At 44.3% G+C, this 20649-nt stretch carries 19 protein-coding genes; 16 read left to right on the top strand and 3 right to left on the bottom strand.

Going from position 1 to position 20649, the window contains the following annotated elements; translation table 11 throughout:
• Nucleotides 1-38 precede the first annotated feature (38 nt).
• A complete protein-coding gene (locus OM416_RS07290) occupies nucleotides 39-2912 on the top strand; it encodes a ComEC/Rec2 family competence protein (protein WP_264928136.1) in 2874 nt (957 codons plus the stop codon).
• Between the two features lie 394 nt (nucleotides 2913-3306).
• Nucleotides 3307-3795, top strand: coding sequence for an NUDIX hydrolase (locus OM416_RS07285; protein WP_264928135.1), 489 nt, complete (start codon nucleotides 3307-3309; stop codon nucleotides 3793-3795).
• Nucleotides 3796-4207: 412 nt separating this feature from the next.
• On the opposite strand, the gene OM416_RS07280 is transcribed toward OM416_RS07285, so the two are convergent.
• Nucleotides 4208-4660, bottom strand: a complete 453-nt coding sequence (locus OM416_RS07280; RefSeq protein ID WP_264928134.1) for a hypothetical protein — start codon at nucleotides 4658-4660, stop codon at nucleotides 4208-4210.
• A 710-nt stretch (nucleotides 4661-5370) separates the two neighbouring features.
• Between OM416_RS07280 and OM416_RS07275 the strand changes: the two genes are divergently transcribed.
• From OM416_RS07275 to OM416_RS07265, 3 genes are all read left to right on the top strand, one after another.
• Nucleotides 5371-6015: a hypothetical protein gene (locus OM416_RS07275; RefSeq protein WP_264928133.1), complete on the top strand. Its 645-nt coding sequence runs from the start codon at nucleotides 5371-5373 to the stop codon at nucleotides 6013-6015.
• Nucleotides 6015-7067 (top strand): copper amine oxidase N-terminal domain-containing protein, encoded by a 1053-nt coding sequence (locus OM416_RS07270; RefSeq protein ID WP_264928132.1) that lies wholly within the window; start codon nucleotides 6015-6017, stop codon nucleotides 7065-7067. The genes OM416_RS07275 and OM416_RS07270 overlap by 1 nt, the downstream gene beginning before the upstream one ends.
• 110 nt (nucleotides 7068-7177) lie before the next feature.
• Nucleotides 7178-7333: a hypothetical protein gene (locus OM416_RS07265; protein ID WP_264928131.1), complete on the top strand. Its 156-nt coding sequence runs from the start codon at nucleotides 7178-7180 to the stop codon at nucleotides 7331-7333.
• Nucleotides 7334-7468: 135 nt separating this feature from the next.
• Here OM416_RS07265 and OM416_RS07260 read toward each other — a convergent pair whose 3' ends face one another.
• Nucleotides 7469-7771, bottom strand: a complete 303-nt coding sequence (locus OM416_RS07260; protein WP_062835531.1) for a hypothetical protein — start codon at nucleotides 7769-7771, stop codon at nucleotides 7469-7471.
• 350 nt (nucleotides 7772-8121) lie between these two features.
• Here OM416_RS07260 and OM416_RS07255 point away from each other — a divergent pair, with 350 nt between their 5' ends.
• The 3 genes from OM416_RS07255 to holA all read left to right on the top strand — a co-directional run bounded on the left by OM416_RS07255 (nucleotide 8122) and on the right by holA (nucleotide 11227).
• The gene (locus OM416_RS07255) at nucleotides 8122-8670 is read left to right on the top strand and encodes an RNA polymerase sigma factor (RefSeq protein WP_017687205.1); all 549 of its coding nucleotides are present in this window, start codon (nucleotides 8122-8124) and stop codon (nucleotides 8668-8670) included.
• Nucleotides 8667-9953, top strand: coding sequence for a zf-HC2 domain-containing protein (locus tag OM416_RS07250; protein WP_264928130.1), 1287 nt, complete (start codon nucleotides 8667-8669; stop codon nucleotides 9951-9953). Before OM416_RS07255 ends, OM416_RS07250 begins: the two co-directional genes overlap by 4 nt.
• Before the next feature lie 257 nt (nucleotides 9954-10210).
• Nucleotides 10211-11227 carry a DNA polymerase III subunit delta gene (holA, locus tag OM416_RS07245; protein ID WP_264928129.1) on the top strand — a complete coding sequence of 339 codons (1017 nt, stop codon included), beginning with the start codon at nucleotides 10211-10213 and terminating at the stop codon, nucleotides 11225-11227.
• A 189-nt stretch (nucleotides 11228-11416) separates the two neighbouring features.
• On the opposite strand, the gene rpsT is transcribed toward holA, so the two are convergent.
• Nucleotides 11417-11689 carry a 30S ribosomal protein S20 gene (gene rpsT / locus OM416_RS07240; RefSeq protein WP_169481189.1) on the bottom strand — a complete coding sequence of 91 codons (273 nt, stop codon included), beginning with the start codon at nucleotides 11687-11689 and terminating at the stop codon, nucleotides 11417-11419.
• A gap of 175 nt (nucleotides 11690-11864) precedes the next feature.
• Here rpsT and gpr point away from each other — a divergent pair, with 175 nt between their 5' ends.
• From gpr to grpE, 8 genes are all read left to right on the top strand, one after another.
• Entirely contained in the window at nucleotides 11865-12866 is a 1002-nt protein-coding gene (gene gpr / locus OM416_RS07235; protein WP_062835528.1) for a GPR endopeptidase, read from the top strand.
• A 144-nt stretch (nucleotides 12867-13010) separates the two neighbouring features.
• Nucleotides 13011-14306, top strand: coding sequence for a stage II sporulation protein P (locus tag OM416_RS07230; RefSeq protein ID WP_264928128.1), 1296 nt, complete (start codon nucleotides 13011-13013; stop codon nucleotides 14304-14306).
• 54 nt (nucleotides 14307-14360) lie between these two features.
• Nucleotides 14361-14717 carry a hypothetical protein gene (locus OM416_RS07225; protein WP_169481186.1) on the top strand — a complete coding sequence of 119 codons (357 nt, stop codon included), beginning with the start codon at nucleotides 14361-14363 and terminating at the stop codon, nucleotides 14715-14717.
• Between the two features lie 146 nt (nucleotides 14718-14863).
• A complete protein-coding gene (gene lepA / locus OM416_RS07220; RefSeq protein WP_264928127.1) occupies nucleotides 14864-16678 on the top strand; it encodes a translation elongation factor 4 in 1815 nt (604 codons plus the stop codon).
• A gap of 249 nt (nucleotides 16679-16927) precedes the next feature.
• Nucleotides 16928-18112, top strand: coding sequence for a radical SAM family heme chaperone HemW (gene hemW, locus OM416_RS07215; protein WP_036668565.1), 1185 nt, complete (start codon nucleotides 16928-16930; stop codon nucleotides 18110-18112).
• A 118-nt stretch (nucleotides 18113-18230) separates the two neighbouring features.
• On the top strand, nucleotides 18231-18701 hold the full coding sequence (locus OM416_RS07210) for an N-acetyltransferase (protein ID WP_169481184.1): 471 nt from the start codon (nucleotides 18231-18233) through the stop codon (nucleotides 18699-18701).
• A 253-nt stretch (nucleotides 18702-18954) separates the two neighbouring features.
• On the top strand, nucleotides 18955-19986 hold the full coding sequence (gene hrcA / locus OM416_RS07205) for a heat-inducible transcriptional repressor HrcA (protein WP_036615092.1): 1032 nt from the start codon (nucleotides 18955-18957) through the stop codon (nucleotides 19984-19986).
• A gap of 35 nt (nucleotides 19987-20021) precedes the next feature.
• On the top strand, nucleotides 20022-20594 hold the full coding sequence (gene grpE / locus OM416_RS07200; protein WP_371327915.1) for a nucleotide exchange factor GrpE: 573 nt from the start codon (nucleotides 20022-20024) through the stop codon (nucleotides 20592-20594).
• Nucleotides 20595-20649 lie beyond the last annotated feature (55 nt).

The following is a 20649-nucleotide window of genomic DNA, read 5'->3' as shown; positions in this document are numbered from 1 at the left end:
TTCTGCGTTCATCGGGTGAAATGAAGGAGACGGGATGAATGAAAGGTAGACCTTTGCTAAGCTTTACGATTTGCTGGTTATGCGGTAGCGGGATGGCATGTGCTTTAACAGGCTGGACATTGATCTGGGGAATGATTGGAGCGCTGGCGTGTCTGCCACTTCTACTTCGTTTCATAGATGTACGTGGTTGGTCCATTTTATTTTTACTCGCTGCCTTTATTGGAGGTGCTGCACATTGGGAATGGAATGATGCACGCAATCATAGCAGTCTGCTCAAGACTACTCACATCTCTGCTAGAGAGTTGGACGGTTTGGCAGCCGAAATTCAGGGTGAGCTTGTATCAGATGTACGCATTGATGGAGATCGGGCAGACTTTAAGATACAGATGTCTTCAATATTGCCCATATCGGATTCATCAGCAGATACAGATCTGGCAACATCAGCTGCATTCAAAATAGATGAACAATTAATGGTGCAAGTCAGACTGATGGAGGAAGAGGAACAGCAAGTAGCAGCAGGTTGGAAGAGGGGCGATTCAATCACGCTTAATGGTTCTTTTGCCCTTCCCGGTGAAGCCAGGAACTTTGGCGGGTTTGATTATCGCAGTTATTTGCGAACATTGCATATCCACTGGTTGTTCAAAGTGAAGGGAGCCAGTTCAGTAACAGCAGCTCCCCCTGAAGGGTTTGGACAATTTAACGTACTACGATGGACGGATTGGACGAGGCATACGTTGGGGTCAGCGGTCGAGCAGTTATTTCCTGAGCCTCATGCAGGATATATGAAGGGTCTTATTATCGGGATGGCTAATGATATCGATCCAGGCACCTATGGTCAGTTTTCACAACTGGGTTTAACGCATATTCTGGCAATCTCCGGAACCCATGTCGCTGTATATGTAGCTTCGCTGCTTCTTATTCTATCTTGGCTAAGGCTTACCAGAGAGACGGCACTCACGATTGTATTGATCCTGGTGCCAGCTTATGTACTGCTATCCGGTGGTTCACCTTCGGTGATTCGGGCAGGAATTATGTCCATGATTGGTTTGTATATGGCACGTCGTGGTCTCGCGAGAGACGGCCTTCAGATGATAAGTGCAGCGGCATTACTGATGATGTGGTGGGACCCGTACTTTTTGCTGAGCGTCAGCTTTCAGTTATCCTTTCTCGTGACCGCAGGTTTGATGATCTATATGTCATTGATTAATCGACTGTTCAGCAGTTGGCCGAAATCTCTTGCCGCAACAGCATCGGTTACGGTGACCGCTCAGCTGATTTCGTTCCCAGTAACCATTCTGTATTTCAACCAGTTCTCACTGCTCTCATTTGTAGCTAACTTTCTGCTGGTTTCTTTGATCAGTGCCATTGTACTGCCTCTTGGGACGGTCGCCATGCTATTGTCATTCATATGGATTCCCTTGGCGAGACCTCTCGCATGGATTGCGATTCAACTGAACCAACTGACATTTGTAAGCGTGGAGTGGATGAACAGCCTGCCAGGTTTTGTGCTGATCTGGGCGACACCTTCCTTGTTATGGATTGCCGCATACTATGCTGTGTTGTATGCCTTACTCTACCTGTTGCATCGTGGAAATGGTGAGCAACGTGAAACAACGTTTATTGAGGAGGATACGGCTCCTCTTGTGAGGCGACAACCTTCTGTTGCAATCGGAAATGTGGGCATTCGCTCTTCAATGTCTACCGTGGCACAGGATCAAGGTAAGAAGCGTGTAGATGGAAAAGATACTTCATTAACGACATTAGGAGCCAGTATTGCCTGGCCGGAGTATACAAGTGCATTTACCGCACGAGGTGCAGGTTATTATGCACATGAGCGAATGAGTAAAGTTCAGCAATGGTTGTGTGGGTTGCTCGCGCTCAGCTTTTTTGCTGGATTGTGGTGGGCATACCAGACTCCGAAGCCTGCTGGAGCTGGCATCGTGCAGTTTTTGGATATTGGGCAAGGAGACAGTGCGTTGATTACAACCCCGGAAGGAAAACATATTTTGGTGGATGGTGGGGGAACGGTTAACTTCGGGAACACCGAACAATCTTGGAAAACAAGACGTGATCCGTATGAGGTAGGAGCCAAGGTGGTTGTTCCTTTATTGAAAAAGAGAGGCATCCATCAACTGGACGCTGTCATTGTAACTCATGCCGATCAGGATCATGCCGGAGGACTACAGGCTGTGCTGGAACAGATTCCGGTTAAACGTTTCATGTTTAATGGCACAACCAGTGGTAAAGAAAACTTTGATAAATTACTGGACACAGCCATGGAACGGAACATTCCTCTATACGCCATTCAGCAGGGCATGTCCTATAAGGCTGATAAGGAGACGAGTTTACACTTTATAGCTCCAGATCTGGCACACATGGAAGTAGAAGCTTCAGGCAATTTGCCTGTGTCTGAACACCAAAATCATGATTCCGTTGTCTTTTTGCTGGACATGGCTGGCACGTCCATGTTGTTTACTGGGGATATGGATGCAGCAGCCGAACAGGACCTGCTCTATATGATTCAGGACGGCTCATTGACTGCCCGGTTTGAACAGAAAGGTGCAAATCTTGGAGTTACAGAGGGAGTTGTACAAAGGATACTTACAGGCCTGTTGCAGGTTGATTCAAATGATGCTTCAGCGGCGACGTCTGTATCCATTGACGTTCTAAAGGTCGCTCATCATGGAAGTAAAACGTCGTCCACCGAAGCTTGGCTCCAATACTGGAACGCCAGAACTGCCGTGATATCTGCCGGTGTTAACAACACATATGGGCATCCCAATCCGGGAGTGATGGAACGTCTGGAGGCTACCGGGTCAGATATTTATCGGACGGATCAGATGGGTGAGGTTCAGATGAGAGTGAAAGATGGGAAGATTGATGTTCGATACAAGCTGGTTGGAGTTAAGTGACGGAATTTGCATGGTTGCATAATAAGCAGGGTTGAAGAGTTTATAAAAACGGATGTCACGGCACGCAATGTGACTTAAACCATAAGAAGATAAATTTTCACCCATATGTGTGCCGGAAATTGCTTTAATTTCCGTTGTTTTTTGCTTTTCGGAACACAAACAGAAACATAAGTTTGTCAGGAGTCGAAATTGGAAGCATGAAGTTGCCGTGAATTCCCAATAGAATGATAATTCGAGTATACAGCCAGCTAATCTATAGGGGTTCTTTTAAGTTAAGCTAACGGGCAAGTTAGTTCAATCATGTCGACAGTATCTTTTGGAAATTCACAAAGCAGGAAAATATGAAAAGTATGTGGAATAAATATACAAATTTATCTTATTTGGAGGTTGTAAAATGACGTTCCCGACACATATTGTATCTGCAGGTGGAATTGTAGAGGATGGAACTGGAAATATCCTTTTAGTAAAAGCCCATGACGATGGTTGGGTGTATCCTGGTGGGATAACTGAAGTAGGAGAAAACCTGATTGATGGTGTCATCCGTGAAATCAAAGAGGAAAGTGGAATAGACGCTACGGTTAGCTATTTGGTTAGTGTTATTTCGAATACAGCAATCCATAAGTGGTATGACGGTGTGACTGATGTCCCTACGAAGGTCATGTTTGATTTCGTGTGTAAAGCTGTAGGTGGAGAGTTAGCTACTTCTAATGAAACGAGCGAATGCAGGTGGGTTCCAAAGGAAAATGTTCTGGATTTGATTACTTTACCTGAAATCCGCATGCGTTATGAAGCTTATTTGAACTTTAACGGCTCTGTGAATTATATGGAGTATGTCACTGCGTCAACGACAGAATTTAATGTCAAGCTTCAAAGAAGTATTTAGTTGTACGAGGGATCGTGTATTGAATTAACGGGAAACGATAACTCAATAAAACTAAAAAGCAGCTGAATTGAGTTTGTTGCAGCCCTTTACAGAGATTTAGAATTGAGACAAAGAAAAATGTTAGCAGAATGGAACAACAGCCGTGGGTATACTGATAATCATTGGAATGATGAATTAGTAAATGAATTTGTTTAATAATAAATGAAACTTTGCGCCTGATGTATTAAGCTAACGGGAAACGTTAGTTGAGAAATTAAGAGCAGTCTGTAGTTTTCTAGACTGCTCTTAATTTTTCGTTGAGTTATCCATTTGTTTGTGATGATACCAAGATGATACTGAAGTGCCATCACTATTGGAAGCATAAGTCTACCAAGTGGAAACCTTATGGGTTAAGTAGTCGTACGCAATCTATTTATCGGTTTGCAGATAAGTGAAGAAAAATCCGATTTAATACCAACTGAAAGGTTAAAAAGACAAGAGAACATACAATAATGTGGATAGTATGAGCAGAAAAAGTATTGAAGTTAAGTGTAAATATCGAGTAGATGATCCCACCTATGAAGCCTAATAGACCATATGCGGCAATAGCAACGAGCAATCGTAAATACTTATTATCATTATTTCTGTATAAAAGTAATCCATCTACCAATATAGAAAGTGGCGTAATTAAGAAAAGTAAAATAGCGAGGTTAATCAATAAACCAACCGCAAATGTATACCCGAATGAATAATAGTGAGAATTCTCTATTCTTTCATCCAAGGGAACGTAGTGATATATCCCCATTGCAAGTGAAATTACAATTGCAGTTAATAAAGCTGTAAGTATTTTTCCGTGTGGAATATTGATTCTATGGGTGTTTGTCATTTAAATATTGACCTCCATCTTAAATAACTACAATCAACAAGAGATGGGCTAAGGTAGTTACTATATTTTAACATACACATTTTGAGAAAAAAGTGGGAAATAGAGGAAGGGATTACTTACTTGACCAATAACAGAAAAAAAGTCATTCCGCTGCGAACGACTTTTTTTGAATTGCATGATGATAACATATTCCAATCGTTATGCGCTATAAGGATACTTTGGCTGTCTCTTAGTGAAGTTGACTAGGAAGGAATTACTCTCTTGCTTTTGAGATACTAATCGGCAAGCTAATTATAGTTGCGCTGAATAAGTTGAGTATGTGATCAATTTGATCCCAACTTTTATGCCCTATTATCATATTAATTGCAATGAATAAAGCACTACTGAGTAGAAAGAATCCCAGGAAGTATTTGAAAAATATTTTTAGATTCATTTAATCTCCCGCATATCCATTTAGAAGTTTGTTACGGTTGCACGCTCTATTTCGTTTGTAATATGTTTTCTATTTTAGATGATTAAATGCAATCATTTATATTTGGTTTGTTGTATTTATGTAAAAATATGTTTTTAGTTACGGATTTGAATAATGTTATGTGATTTTTTGAAGGATTATAGTAAATTTACCGAATATTAGTTGGGCCCACCTTGAAGAAGGGCTAGAGATACCTAGTGATCGTAGCACTATACATAATAATGAGGGGATCAAGAAAATGGAACTTGTAGAATTGACACAAAGCAACACCGATGCAACTAAGAAGTCTAGAGTAAAAAGGGTCCGGAAGACAATAGCGTTGTGGATTGGACTTTTAGTTATCGGTTTGATCGCAGGACAGTCCTCCGCTTTGGCATCATCTGGATCGGGTAGCTCCATCATTTCAGTTCTTGACCGGAATGATTATTTACTCGACGATGGTACACTTTGGTCTAAAGGGACCGTAAGTGGAGTATGGACACAAAATCGAAAACTGATCGGTATTTCAAAATCAGACGACCATTCCATCTATGGTTGGACTGCCGATGGCCAAGTCATTCGGTGGGATAAGAACAATGCACATATACCAGTAACGAAACAATTCAATGGTGTGATTAAGGTATATGGCCATGGATGGATTCAGCTTCAGGATGGGAACCTTTATAATTTTGATGATCAGGCTAAGGTTTTGGAATCGATTATCGATGCGGATTCTTATTGGAGTAGTACTGGAAGCGATTCTTCGTATAGCGCATTATCTTCATCAGGAGATATATATTATGACAAATACAACAAAATACGTAAAGCAGGAAATGTACCTGATGGTAAAGCGATTGCAACGAATGGTGTTTACGCAGCAGTGCTGAAAATGATGGCTCGGTAGTGATTGTAAGTATGCTGTATGAGGATGACTACATCACGGTTGCGAATAATGTGCAATCTTTGATTTGGTGGGGGGGGACGCATAAGCTGCTCACGGTGAAACAGGATGGAACCGTCTGGAGCTACGATCGAACTGCCAAATATAAGGGCGAGCAACTGCCTGGTTTAAGTAACGTATCGCGGATGGTGTATGCGCCTAATCTGGATGAGCTATATGCACAGTTACAAGATGGATCATGGGCTACATATGATAATGGAAAGTTAACTCCTCTATCAGCTCCCGCCTTAAGTCAAGTGACACTTACGGCATCTTCCAAGGAAGCTAATATTGGGGATACGATCACGCTTACCGTTCAGGAGAATTATAGTAATGGTTTCAAAAACAAGCGGGCGCCATTGCCTGAAGAACTTGTAGTGGAACAGCCGCAAGTTGCACAGATTCAGGCAGGAGGCAAACTAAAGGTTACGGGCATGGGAACAACCAAAGTGACACTGAAGATAGGAGATTTGGCTTCAAGTCTTCAACTGAACGTTGATTCACAGCAAAAGTTAACAGGCGCCACATTATTGGAAGGAAATGTATACTTGCCAGTGCAGTCGGTGTTCAAAACATTGGGAGCCAAAATTGATGTGAAAGGTTCATCTTTTGAAATTCAATTTGGAGATGACCGTATTACTTTGCAAAAGGGAAGTGCTGTTGCGCGATTAAACAACAAAGAGATGAAGTTGAAAGGGAAAGTACAAACCATTGGAGGACAAACTGTATTTCCTGCGGACTTGTTAAGACAGGCTGCTGGTATTCAGGTTCGATGGGATGCTGAGCTAAAGCAGGCCAAGGTGCTAGTTGGAAATTCTTCTATTCTGGTGGAATCGAAGGATACACTTGCACTGATCAAGAAAAAAGAGTTGGGGAATCTTGCTCGCTTCATTGGCAAGTCCTACTGGATCAACAGTGATACGAGTTTAGGGCAACGTTTCAGTAAAGTGACCATATCAGATATCAAAATTGAGAAGATTAAATACGGTGATCGAAGTTACTCTATTCCAGTGTGACGGAGATGCTTGCCGATTCCAACCAATTCTTCTCTTCTGATCCGTATAAGAAATACAATTGGTCCAAGTCCACTTGGAATAAAATCATTGCTGGAGAAGTAGCTTTAGGAATGAACATAACTCAGGTGCGCCTTGCATGGGGAGATCCATCGAGCATTACGTATGAAACGAGTTCAAAAGGCAAAATCGAGATTTGGGTGTATGCCAGCTCCGCAGGCATAAGAGCTTTAGGGTTTCTCAATGGCAAACTGATGGCGATTTACTGATGAATATACGAATTAATCACTTCAACTGATTACAAGTTACAGCACAGCACAAAAAAAGCCCGCTTTCCGTTACACTCCACGAGGGAGAATATCGGAAAACGGGCCATTTTTTCAACTGTGGAAGAAATATAAGAACTACTCTACGCCATCCTTAAAGTGTTTGTTCCAGTGTTTGTCGCCTTTGTGCAACAGATCTTCTACCGTTTTCTCGAGAGTCATCAACAACTGTGCTCTAACATCAAGTACGGTTTCTCTGTACAAGCGTTCTTCCGATCCAACGATTTTATCGCCGTATAATGCCTGTGCAGCTACGTACTTCCGATGTTCCTCGACCAGAGTATCAATGGACTCCAATGCATGTTCCACAAAGTGGGAAATGCTTTGGTATTCTTTGGGCATTTGTTCTTTTAAAGCTTGAATTTTCGCAAGAGCTGGCATGCTCATCACCTCGTGTTTATGAATGTAAATTTACAATACACTATTTTCATGAAAATTGCATTAAAAATAGCTTAAATTTGGACAAATTTCGACTTTTTTTATTTTAGGGACCAAAAAGGTGGTTAGCTATAATGTATGCCATTGCATTTGAATTGAGTCGTGTAAGTAATGGAATCCCATTTGGACTCGTTTGGTGACTCGTTATGCGATTTCTGTTATTCTAAGAGGAGATTTCAGCGGCCCTAATACATACGCCGTTATTTTGTTATGGCAAATTAAAAAATACTTAACTTTGCAACAATTTTATTGATGATCACGTCTGTAAGGTTGCAGGGAGAGGGGGATCCTTTGTGGTAGAGCCGGAACTCATCAGAGCCGCTCAATCGGGCGATCGCGACGCTCTAATTACCCTATTGCGGGAGATTGAACAACACGTCTATCGGACCGCATATTACATTCTAAATAATGAACAGGACGCTTTGGATGCTGCTCAGGAAGCGTTGATCCGAATTTACACCAAAATCAATTCATACGAAGAAAAGGCCCAATTCAAAACATGGGTACAACGCATCGTCACGAACATCTGTATTGATAAATTCAGAAGAACCAAGCCGTCCGTCTCCATTGACGAACATGATATGGTTTTTCAGGATAATCAGGATGTGGAGTACGAGGTCATGTCTACATACGTGGCCCAAGACATTCAGGATGCGATCAACAAGCTTCCCGAGCATCATCGTACCGTTATTGTTCTAAGATATTTGCAGGACTTATCCTACAATGAAATTGCGGATTGTCTCGATCTTCCGTTGAATACGGTGAAATCTTATTTATTTAGAGCCAGACAGCAATTACAGAATCTACTACAGGAATATCAGAAAGGTGGTGTGACAGGATGAAATGCGAAGAGGTGGTGGAATGGATGCACCGCTATCTGGATCATGATCTGGGCGAAGCGGAAACCGCGCAGATGCTACAGCATGTGGCGAAGTGTCCGGAGTGCGCCGAGAATTTTAGTTTACTCAGAGCTCTTTCCAGAGAACTGGAAGAATTACCGCAAGTAAGCCCGAAGTTTAGTCTGGTTGATGCGATTATGCCACAGCTTGATGCTATAGACGAAGCGCGTAGGGAGCAAAGTAGCACCATACAGGAAATGAATCCTGTCCCCGCTGCATTTGAAAATTTACAACGTTCAAGTGAGCGGAAAACGAAGCAAAAACAAAAATGGCTTAACTCGATGGCAGGAAGAATGTCCATGGGGGCAGCGGCTGCTGCAGTTGTATTGGGATTTGCCATCTGGGGATATGAGCCTGAACAGATTGAGAATGCCGATTCCATGATGCTGAGCTCTGGAGCTACTCAAGAGAGCGGCAATGTGGATCAGAATGCCTTGAGCAAAAATATTGAGAATTATGATCCTTCAACTTCATCCCAACCAAGCAGCAACGATGTATTTGTGAGTGAATCTAATGCTTCCTCAACGGAAGGGGATAACCTGGGATCAGAAACCATGCCTGAAGAGAATGGTGGAGGTCAGGTACAGGAGCCTGGAGTTCAGAAAGATCCGACACCTCAACAACCGGCTACTGAATCAACACCTGCTCCGAATAAAGGAACTCAGGATCCTTCGTCCAGTACTCCTTCAACGGATCATCAGAAGAGTCCGGTTCAGAACCAAGACGCTGAGCAGAGGAATCAAGAATCTGGCAGTGCTTCTACATCTTCTGCAGATGGGGAAGAGAATGGAACAACCGAACCAGAAAATGGAGATGCGAAATCCTTCACTTCTGAGGATACAGCACCGAATACAAATGAAGATGCTCCGGTAGAAGGCGCTGCTGCTCCTGATTCCGGTACTGGTGCAGACACCTTTGGAGGAAACAAAGGGTTGGCAGGACCGGATCAAGGAATGGCTACAACGGCAGCACCAAAAGAATGGAAATCACCTGACGGCTCCTATGTAGTTATGCTTCTTGGTGATCAAATCAGCATATACTCCAAACCTGCCAATGAACCGGATGTTCTGAATCTGGTTGAGCAACGCAATATAGAGGGGACGCTGAAGTCAGCAAGTTGGTCGAAGGATGGTACCCTATTTAACTACGAAACGGACAAGGACGGAACAACGGCGAAGAACTCGTTTAATGTAACTTCTGTTTCAGGTGGAGCTTCTGCGAAATAAGTGGAATTGGGGATTCAACGCCACTAAACGAAAGAACATTTTCAGTATGACAAGCATATATTGGAAGTAACAAAACGTCCTATCTCAGTTCAAACAACTGACGTCGTATGACCGCGCACCGGCTTTTTCTAGAACTGCTGGTGTCTGCGTTTATATAGATGTAGGACAGGGGACCTTCATCCGTAAACTGGATGTAAGGTCCCTTTGTTGTCTTGCGCTTTTTCTGGTAGGATAAGAGGGATAAGGAGGCGCCGTGAATGGATGTGAAAAGTGCAACAAAGGCAATACGTAATGGAGAACCGGCTCCGATCTATGTGCTGTATGGAACGGAAAAGTATCAGATACAGCAATTTACGGATATGTTAAAAGAACAGGTTATTGAAGAAGAACATCGTGATTTTGCGATTATTCCATATGATTTGTCTGAAACGGCTGTGGAGGTCGTTATTGAAGAAGCGGAGACTGTACCGTTTCTGGTACCCCGCAAATTGATTATTGTAAGGGATGCTAGCTTGTTCACTGCAGGTAAAGAATCCAAGATTGAACATCAGGTTGATCGTCTGCTTACATATATGGAAAATCCGGCAGATTATAGTACAATTGTTTTCCTGGCCCAAGGGGATAAGCTGGATGAGCGTAAGAAACTGGTGAAGGCTGTCAAGAAACAGGCGGTCGTTCTTGCTTTTGCTCCATTGAGTGGAGATGAGCTGTTGAATTGGATTGTGAAACTGGCGAAGCAGCGTGATGTCTCCTTTGAGACGGGAGCGGCAGACACGTTGATCAGCTACGCGGGAACAGGTCTTCAGACGCTGTCTGCTGAAGTAGACAAGTTATGTTTGTTTGCGGGTAATGGGGGAACAATCAAGCGTGCTGATATCGAGTCGCTGGTTGCCCGCAGTACAGAGCAGAATGTATTTTCACTGGTGGAAGAAATCGCCAATTTGCGACTGGAAAAAGCGTTGGCTCTTTTTTATGAGTTGCTGAAGCAGCGCGAAGAACCGATTAAAATTGCGGCTTTAATTGCACGTCAGTTTCGGATCATGATCCAGGTGAAAGAGTTGGGCCAGCAAAGTTACTCCCAGCAGCAGATCGCCAGTCAGCTTGGTCTGCATCCATATGCCGTTAAGATTGCGGGTGAACAAGCCCGTAAATTTCAGGCGGAACGTCTGAGAATGATCCTGAGTCACCTCAGTGAACTGGATTACCAGATGAAAACAGGAGCGGTGGATAAAGTGCTTGGTCTGGAGCTGTTCTTATTAAGACTTGGTGCGTGAATGAACACGTAAACCTGATAGAATAATAGTATGATAAAAAAACAAAGCGACCTTTGCTCCATGATGGTTAGATCATTGGAATAAAGGTCGCTTTTGTTTGTGTCTTATACTTAACGAATCAGATACTAAAAAATCCTGAAAGCCTATGCTGTTCAGGATTTTTCCATTGGATCGTATAAGTAACGCTTCTTACGCTTGTGCGGAAAGAGCGTTCAGTTTTTTCGCCAAGCGAGACTTTTTGCGTGCTGCAGCATTTTTATGAACCAGACCTTTAGTTACAGCCTTGTCCAGCTTTTTGGAAGCAGCTTGAATCGCAGATTTTGCAGTATCAACTTCGTTACTTACCAGAGCAGCATCAGCAGCTTTAACAGCTGTACGGAGTGCAGACTTCTGGGAAGCGTTGAGTGCGCGGCGCTTGTCGCTCGTTTTTACGCGTTTAACAGCGGATTTGATGTTTGGCATTACATTCACCTCCTGTAAGGCATTTGCATGAATACAAACGTTTCACAACTTAAAATATTCTATCACGCTAGCATGTAAAATGCAACAGATATTCCTACGATGTTCGACATGCTGCATAAAGAAACTCTTTTTCCCACACAATATGCTCAAATGCGGTAAGGGAGGCAGGGACAGAATGACACTGGATTTGCAAAACTATACAGTTCGTACCGATTTGGCAATTGACTCCAAGGAAATGGCGCAAGGTGGACAGAAACAGACCATTCCCGGACTACGGGAAGATGTTGAGAAAAAAGAGGGTATTACGATCACACGTATTGATGTACTTAATGATGAAGCAGCCAAAGCCATTGGTCGAGTGAAAGGCCACTATGTCACTTTGGAGGTGCCGTCACTACGGAATGGTGATACGGAGTTACAGGAGCGTGTTGCCGCCGAGTTCACACGTGAGATGGAAGATTTTATGGTTAAGGCCGGAATTAACAAAACATCCAAGGTCTTGATTGTTGGTCTGGGCAACTTAAATGTCACCCCGGATTCACTCGGTCCACTTGTTGTGGAAAATCTGATGGTGACCCGTCAGTATTTCGAACTAGTGCCAGACCAGGTTGCGCCAGGGTATCGGGAAGTCAGCGCAATTGCCCCCGGCGTGCTAGGAACAACGGGCATTGAATCCAGTGACATCGTACAGGGGATTGTAGACCGGACCAAGCCGGATGCCATTATTGCGATTGATGCGCTGGCCTCCCGTTCCTTGGAACGTGTAAATACAACGATTCAGGTAGCGGACATTGGTATTCATCCAGGGTCCGGTATTGGAAACAAACGGCGTGGTTTGACCCGTGAAATATTGGGCGTTCCCTGCATCGCCATCGGCGTACCAACCGTATGTTATGCATCCACTATTGTGAACAATGTCATTGAGATGATGCGCTCACACTTCCGCCAGGAAACGGATCAGACGAAACAGATCATGGGCATGCTGGACGACATCGGTGAGCAAGATCGACTAAGTCTGGTGAAAGAGGTACTGGAGCCACTGGGTCATGACCTCATTGTTACTCCCAAAGAAATTGATGAGTTTATTGAGGGAATCGCCAATGTTATCGCTACAGGACTTAACGCCGCACTCCATGATGCAGTGAATCCAGATAACGTAGCCGCCTATACACATTAAAACTTAAACTGCTGAGAAGAAGGTCCGAATCTATCGGACTTTCTTTTTTTGTTCCTGGAATCTTTCATCTTCCTGTTCTATCAATTCTTGGAGGCTCATAGAGTTGAAGTATAAGAGTTGTCCAGCAGGGAAGGAGACAGCAGAATGAACAAGATATTGGCCTGGAATATTGGAAAGTGGAAAAAAAGATGTCTGCACGTGCTGGCCATGGGTCGTACGTTGTTGTTGCTTATGATCATATCTGCCTTGTTTTTTGTCGTACTAGGTCTGGGGGGCATGGCAGAGAAACGTTTGAATAATTCCCCCGTTTCTTCCATGAAGGGATTTGCGAGTGCCGTATCAAGCCGCTTTTTCGTCGATATGCTTGGTATGGAGATGCCTCATCTCACCCAGAAAGAACAGACCTCTGCCATATCCGGTGAGAATCTCACCTCTTTTGTTTTCCAATTGCTGACGAATGTAAATCCCCAAGACCCCAAGAGCCTGATTGCGAGAGAAATGCCGGGCATGGGTTCCAACCAACCCGTACTGCTCCGACCTGGCTCTGGTAATGAAAAAGCCGAAGCTCCCGAAGATTATCAGCCCGGTCCTGGTCTTACGGATACGGCGTCAGCGGGTGGAGGAAAACCCGGTAGTGAGCTGCATGTTCCACCAGGTCAGGACAACACGGATCCACCTGATTCGAGCGAGCCTGGAGATGGAGAAGTTAAAGGAGACCCCCCAGCGAAGGATGGCGAGAAAGACAATAGCGGCTCACCGACAACAGGTAAAAAATCAGTTCTTATCTATCATTCTCATCCAAGGGAAGGCTACAATCCACTACTAGGTACGAAGAGTGACAATCCATCATCAGGCAAATCAACAGGCAATGTATTTCAAGTGGGAACCTACCTCTCAGACAGTCTGGAGAAGCTGGGAATCGGCGTAGAGCACGCCAAGGATGATTACCCTACCAAAGTAAAGGACTATAACTGGAACTATTCCTATAAATACTCACGTCAAACGGTAAAAGCGGCACTCGCTCAAAATGACGATCTGACGTATCTCATAGACATTCATCGGGATTCACAGCGTCATGGCAAAACAACAACTACTATTAATGACTTGGGTTACGCCAAAGTGTATTTCATTATTGGACATGAAAATCCAAATTGGCGGCAGAATGAAGCCTTTGCAGCGAAAATTCATAAGAAACTGGAAGCCAAGTATCCTGGGGTATCCCGTGGTGTATGGGGCAAGGACGGCGGTGGTGCCAACAACGGAGAGTATAACCAAACCCTTTCACCCAACAGCATTTTGATTGAGATTGGTGGGATTGATAATACAGGAGCTGAGCTACAACGGACATCCAAAATTCTCGCTGACATGATTGCCCAAGTGTATTGGGAAGATCAGAAGGTAGACAAAGCCAGTGCAGAAACCTCGTCACAGGGCGGATAAGGACTATATATGTATGAAGATGAAAATAGTAGAGAGTGATAGGAGGCAAAGAATATGTCCAGATTCGGTAAAAGACTGTTATCCATCGCTGTATTAATGTTGCTGGGTGTGCTGTTTGGAATGCAACTGGCTGGCAGCAACTTTCATATGGGTAATCCATCAGGTGGCACGTCAACCGCTGTGACAACAGAGCCAACTTCATCGGTTACCGAATCTGTTCCGACTGCTCCTGTCCAAAAGGAAGTCAAAGAAACATTTGTACCTGTTCAGTCACCAAGCCAAGTGCTTGGGGCAGATCAGAGTAAGGCTCCGGTTGATGTGTTGGCAGACAAAACAGCGGGACTATTGCAAAATCTCTCTCATAGTGGAATCAAGTGGGTGGTCTCTCTTTTTAGCGGAGTTGCTGAATAAAATACGATGATTTATTGGTACAATATAACCTCTGGGAGTTTCATGATCACACTTTATTATAAAGTTAAGACATCACGGGATTGATGCACTCTGCATCAACTGTTATAATGAAGTGATTGACACTAGGCTGTTTCTGGGGGTAAGGAATGACTGATATTCGGGCAAGACAACGTAAAATTCGTAACTTTTCTATTATTGCACATATAGATCACGGCAAATCAACACTTGCGGACCGGATCTTGGAGTACACAGGTGCGCTGACAACACGAGAAATGCAAGAACAAGTACTGGATCAGATGGATCTCGAACGTGAACGTGGAATTACGATCAAGCTACAAGCAGTAGCCCTGACTTACAAAGCGGATGACGGTGAAGAGTATCTATTGAATCTGATCGATACACCGGGGCACGTAGACTTCACGTATGAAGTATCACGGAGCCTTGCAGCCTGTGAAGGCGCTCTACTCGTTGTGGATGCGGCTCAGGGAATTGAAGCCCAGACACTCGCCAACGTGTATCTGGCATTGGACAATAATCTTGAAATTTTACCGGTTATCAACAAAATTGACCTTCCAAGCGCTGATCCTGATCGGGTGAAGCAGGAAGTAGAAGATGTTATTGGTTTGGATACGAGCAACGCTGTTCTAGCTTCGGCCAAAGCAGGTATCGGAATCAAAGAGATTCTGGAGCAAGTGGTGCAAAGTGTTCCTGCACCGACTGGCGACCCGGATCAACCGCTGAAAGCGCTGATTTTCGACTCGCATTATGACCCGTACAAAGGTGTAATTGTATATGTGCGTGTTATTGATGGTAAAATCAAATCCGGTTCCAAAATCAAAATGATGGCAACAGGCAAATCATTTGAAGTCATTGAAGTTGGAGCGTTCAAACCTCGCATGTCCATCGTGGACGAGCTGAACGTGGGTGATGTTGGATTTATCGTTGCTGGTATTCGGCATGTAGGTGATACACAAGTCGGGGATACGGTAACGGATGCCAAAAATCCAACACCGGAACCTTTGCCGGGTTATCGCAAAATTAATCCAATGGTGTATTGTGGTCTTTATCCGATCGAAACATCGGACTATGTTGATCTGCGTGAAGCGTTGGAGAAATTGCAATTGAACGATGCTTCGCTCAGCTTTGAGCCGGAAACATCCAGTGCACTCGGTTTTGGATTCCGTTGCGGATTCCTTGGACTGCTTCATATGGACGTTATCCAGGAGCGTATTGAGCGTGAATTCAATATTCCGTTGATCACGACTGCACCAAGTGTAATCTATCACGTGACCTTGACGAACGGTGAAGTGATGAAAATTGACAACCCATCCAATTATCCTGAAGTAGGACGGATTGATTTTGTCGAGGAACCATACGTTAAGGCAAACATTATCGTACCGAATGATTATGTAGGTACCATTATGGAGCTGTGTCAGAATAAACGCGGCGAATATGTGAATATGGAATATTTGGACACAACGCGGGTTACCATTACTTATCAGATCCCGTTGTCTGAGATTGTATATGACTTCTTCGACCAGCTGAAATCCAGTACCAAAGGTTATGCATCCCTGGATTATGAACTGTCTGGTTACCGTCAGTCCAATCTGGCGAAGATGGACATCGTGCTCAATGGCGAACAAGTCGATGCCTTGTCCTTTATCGTTCACCGTGACCGTGCGTATAACCGCGGACGCATTATCTGTGAGAAGTTGCGCGAGCTGATTCCACGGCAAATGTTCGAGGTGCCGATTCAGGCATCTGTGGGTACGAAGGTCGTTGCTCGTGAAACGGTAAAAGCAATGCGTAAAAACGTACTTGCCAAGTGTTATGGTGGTGACATCTCGCGGAAACGGAAACTGCTTGAGAAGCAGAAGGAAGGTAAGAAGCGGATGAAACAGGTTGGTAACGTTGAGGTACCGCAAGAGGCATTTATGGCGGTACTGAAAATTGATGACTAAACAATCTAATTTGAGGTACAACACAGAATGTGTGTATTCAAATTAGATTAGGACGTTTGCTTGCAAACGTCACGTGAATCCTTTTGGTACATCAATAATTTGTGTATGAAAGGATAAACAAAAGTTTGTTTCGGGTACATCACAGATTGTGTGTATCGAAATTGAATTGGTACAACACAGAATATTAAATAACTAAGCTGAAAGGGAAGCCGGATGGCTTTCCTTTTTTCAAATAGAGGGGGACTTGCCATGACATTGGCAGCACACAGCCGGAAGACAGGTGCGCCCCAAGCGGTGTATCTTCACATTCCCTTTTGCACGAATAAATGTTTTTATTGTGACTTTAACTCCTACGTTCTGAAAGATCAGCCCGTGATGCAATATCTCGAAGCGCTGGAACGGGAGATGGAACATACAGTTAAGGCAAATCCACCGGGTGAGATCAAGACCATATTTGTAGGTGGTGGTACGCCAACAGCTCTGAAACCGGATGAGATGGCGGTATTTCTACGTTCCGTCAAAACGTATTTCCCAAATTGGGCGGACGATATTGAATTTTCGATGGAAGCCAACCCGGGAACCACGGATGCTGAGAAACTCGCGGCGATGAAAGAAGGCGGCGTCAACCGCGTCAGTTTTGGCGTACAGGCTTTTCAGAATGATCTGCTGACAGGCATTGGTCGTATTCATAATACGGATGATGTATACCGTAGTTTGGAGAATGCTCGCAAAGCAGGCTTGAATAACCTGTCCATTGACCTAATGTTCGGGTTGCCGAACCAGACCGTTGAAATGTTGAATGAGAGCATCGACAAAGCGCTGGAACTGGATTTGCCGCATTACTCCATCTACAGCCTGAAAGTAGAAGAGAATACGCTTTTCCATACACTGTATCAGAAGAACCAGTTACCTCTTCCTCATGAAGATGACGAGCTGGAGATGTATCTTCTATTAATGAGACGTATGAAAGAAGCAGGTTATGGACAATACGAGATCAGTAACTTTGCCAAGCCAGGCTTCGAGAGTCGTCACAATATTACCTACTGGCGTAATGAGGACTACTATGGTCTGGGTGCAGGTGCACATGGATACGTGGGTCGCGAACGGCATATGAATATTAAAGGTATAAATCCTTATGTTGAAGCTTCGCGAGCAGGACTGCCTCGTCTGGATCATTTTGAGATTGCTCGCCCAGAGGCCATGGAAGATTATCTGATGGTTGGACTGAGAATGTTGGAGGGAGCTTCGGCCTCACGCTTTAGCGAACAGTTCGGAGAGTCCATGGAAGAAGTGTTTGCGAAGCCTTTGGGCAAAATGCTTAACGCAGGATTGCTTGAGCGGACGGCAGACGGCTTCCGACTGAGCGAGCAGGGTATCCTGTTCGGAAATGACGTTTTTGCGGAGTTTATCGGGTCCATATCGCTGAATTCGTAGCTTGAAATTCTATACGCTTTGTTGTATATTTATTCATATTGATTTTACAGAGCGTGTTATTTTAACAACTACGAAGTCAGCTTTCCTCTGGAAAGCTTGGTAATAGGAGGAGAGCAGGATGTCGGTAATATGCAGAAAAGCCGTGCCGGAAGATGTTGAACCACTGTATGAAATGATTAAGGGCTATGCAGAGCGTGGGATCATGCTTCCGCGATCACGGGAAATACTGCACCGACAGCTGGAGCACTTTGTTGTAGCCGAAGTCGATGGTGAAGTGGTGGGCTGCGGATCGCTTTGTCGTCTAGGGAATGATTTGGTGGAAGTCAGATCACTCGGTATCTCGGAAGGGCATAAAGGGCTCGGAATTGGCTCCAAATTGCTGGATCGATTGGTAGAAGAAGCCGAAAAACAACAGATTCCAAAGGTAATGGCGTTGACCTATGAAGTATCCTTTTTCCTCAAAAACGGCTTTGCCGTGGTGGAGAAAGAGATTTTCCCCGAGAAAGTATGGACCGACTGTGTTCATTGCAGCAAGCAGGATTGTTGTGATGAGATCGCGGTATTGAAAGAGCTTAACGTTTCCGCCTAACAACTGAATGGACTGCATGGATTGAGCCGAGTTAACCTCTGCCCTACATGCAGTCCTTTTTACTTCAAAGGATGTTCAATAATGTTGTTAGTACTCGCCGACATTGGTCTATACTATAAATAGATGAGCCCACTCATCAAACTCACTTGACAATGTTCACGTCAGTTTGGTATTTTTGTATTACCGCTTAGCACTCATCTAACCGGAGTGCTAACGACATGGGACAGTACAGTCAGAAGGAGGGATACTCACCATGTTAACAGAGCGTCAACGAATGATTCTGAACGCTATAGTGGATGACTATATCCGTTCAGCTGAGCCCGTAGGGTCCCGGAGCATTTCCAAAAGGGGAGATGTTGGATACAGTCCGGCGACGATCCGTAATGAAATGGCGGACCTTGAAGATATGGGTTTCTTGGAACAACCGCACACATCGGCAGGACGCATTCCATCCCATAAAGGCTATCGATATTATGTCGATCATTTGGTTCCCTGGAATCAGGTGGAGCCTCAAGAGTTGGATGATCTGAAGTCGTTCTTCGCCGAAAAGCTGAACGTTATGGAACAAGTTATTCAGCATGCATCCAATATTTTGTCACATATGACGAATTATACTTCGATCCTGCTTGGACCGGAGGTATTCCATACGTCCCTTCGTCACTTCCAATTGCTTCCGCTGAACGAGAGTGAAGCTGTGGCAATCATTGTGACCAACACAGGTCAGGTAGAGAATAAGACGGTCCAGATTCCGCCAGAAATCTCGGTCGCCGAGATGGAGAATGTGGTTCGCCTGTTAAATACCAAGCTTGTGGGCGTACCAATTTACAAATTAAAGTCCCGTCTCTATACCGAACTTGGGCAAGAGATGGAACGGCATATTACACGTTATGAGGAAGTTATGCAGGTGCTGAACAGTGCCTTTGACAACGAACATGACAATCGTCTGTTCCTCAGTGGTGCCACCAACATGTTGACTCAACCGGAGTTTAAAGATATCGAAAAGGTAAAAGATATTCTTGACCTGCTGGAAGAGACACCAACACTCATGAAATTGATGATGCCCGTGCCGGGTGGATCTGGTATTCAGGTGCGAATTGGCACTGAGAATGATCATGAAGCCTTTGCTAACTGCAGCCTGATTACAGCCTCCTATTCATTGGACGGCGAGGCTTTGGGTTCGATCGGTATTCTGGGACCCACACGGATGGATTACGCACGTGTCATTCATATTTTAAATACACTATCCCGTGATTTGACGGCGATGCTGACGCATCGTTTCAAATAAGAGACGGGAATGAACCATTTCATTCGTATAAGGAGGTGAACATCTTGAAAGAGGAGCAATCATTTACAGAAGAACAAGAGGTAACAGCAGCTGAGCAGGAGCCTGTCAATGAAGCTGGCGCTGCAGAAGCACAAGCTGAAGAGATCGCTGATCAGGAGCAGGATGAGCTTGCACGTCTGAAGGCAGAAGCTGAGGAGCAACAGCAGCGTTATGTCCGTGCACAAGCTGATTTTGACAACTTCCGTCGTCGTACACAGAAGGAAAAAGAAGAATTGGCTAAATACGCTTCGATGAAGCTGGTCACCGAACTGGTACCGGTTATTGATAACTTCGAGCGCGCCATGGCTACTGTACCGGAAGGAACAGAGTCCGAATCTTTCTCCAAAGGCATCCAAATGATTTTCCGTCAATTGGAAACTGTGATGACGAATGAAGGACTGACAGCAATGGAATCGGTAGGACAACCGTTCAATCCTGAATTCCACCAAGCAATCATGCAAGTGGAGAGCGACGAATACGAAGAAGGTATCGTTGTTGAGGAAGTCCAAAAAGGCTACATGTTGAAAGATAAAGTGCTTCGTCCAGCTATGGTTAAAGTCAGCTCATAATTTCCGTATTGGAAGGAATGAGTCGGCTTCCTTGGTTGAACAATGTGGGCGAAGT

Origin of the sequence: Paenibacillus sp. LS1, from assembly GCF_026013365.1 — a bacterium.
GTDB lineage: Bacteria > Bacillota > Bacilli > Paenibacillales > Paenibacillaceae > Paenibacillus.
The sequence above is the reverse complement of the archived record's forward strand: the minus strand, read 5'-3'. Positions and strand labels throughout refer to the sequence as shown.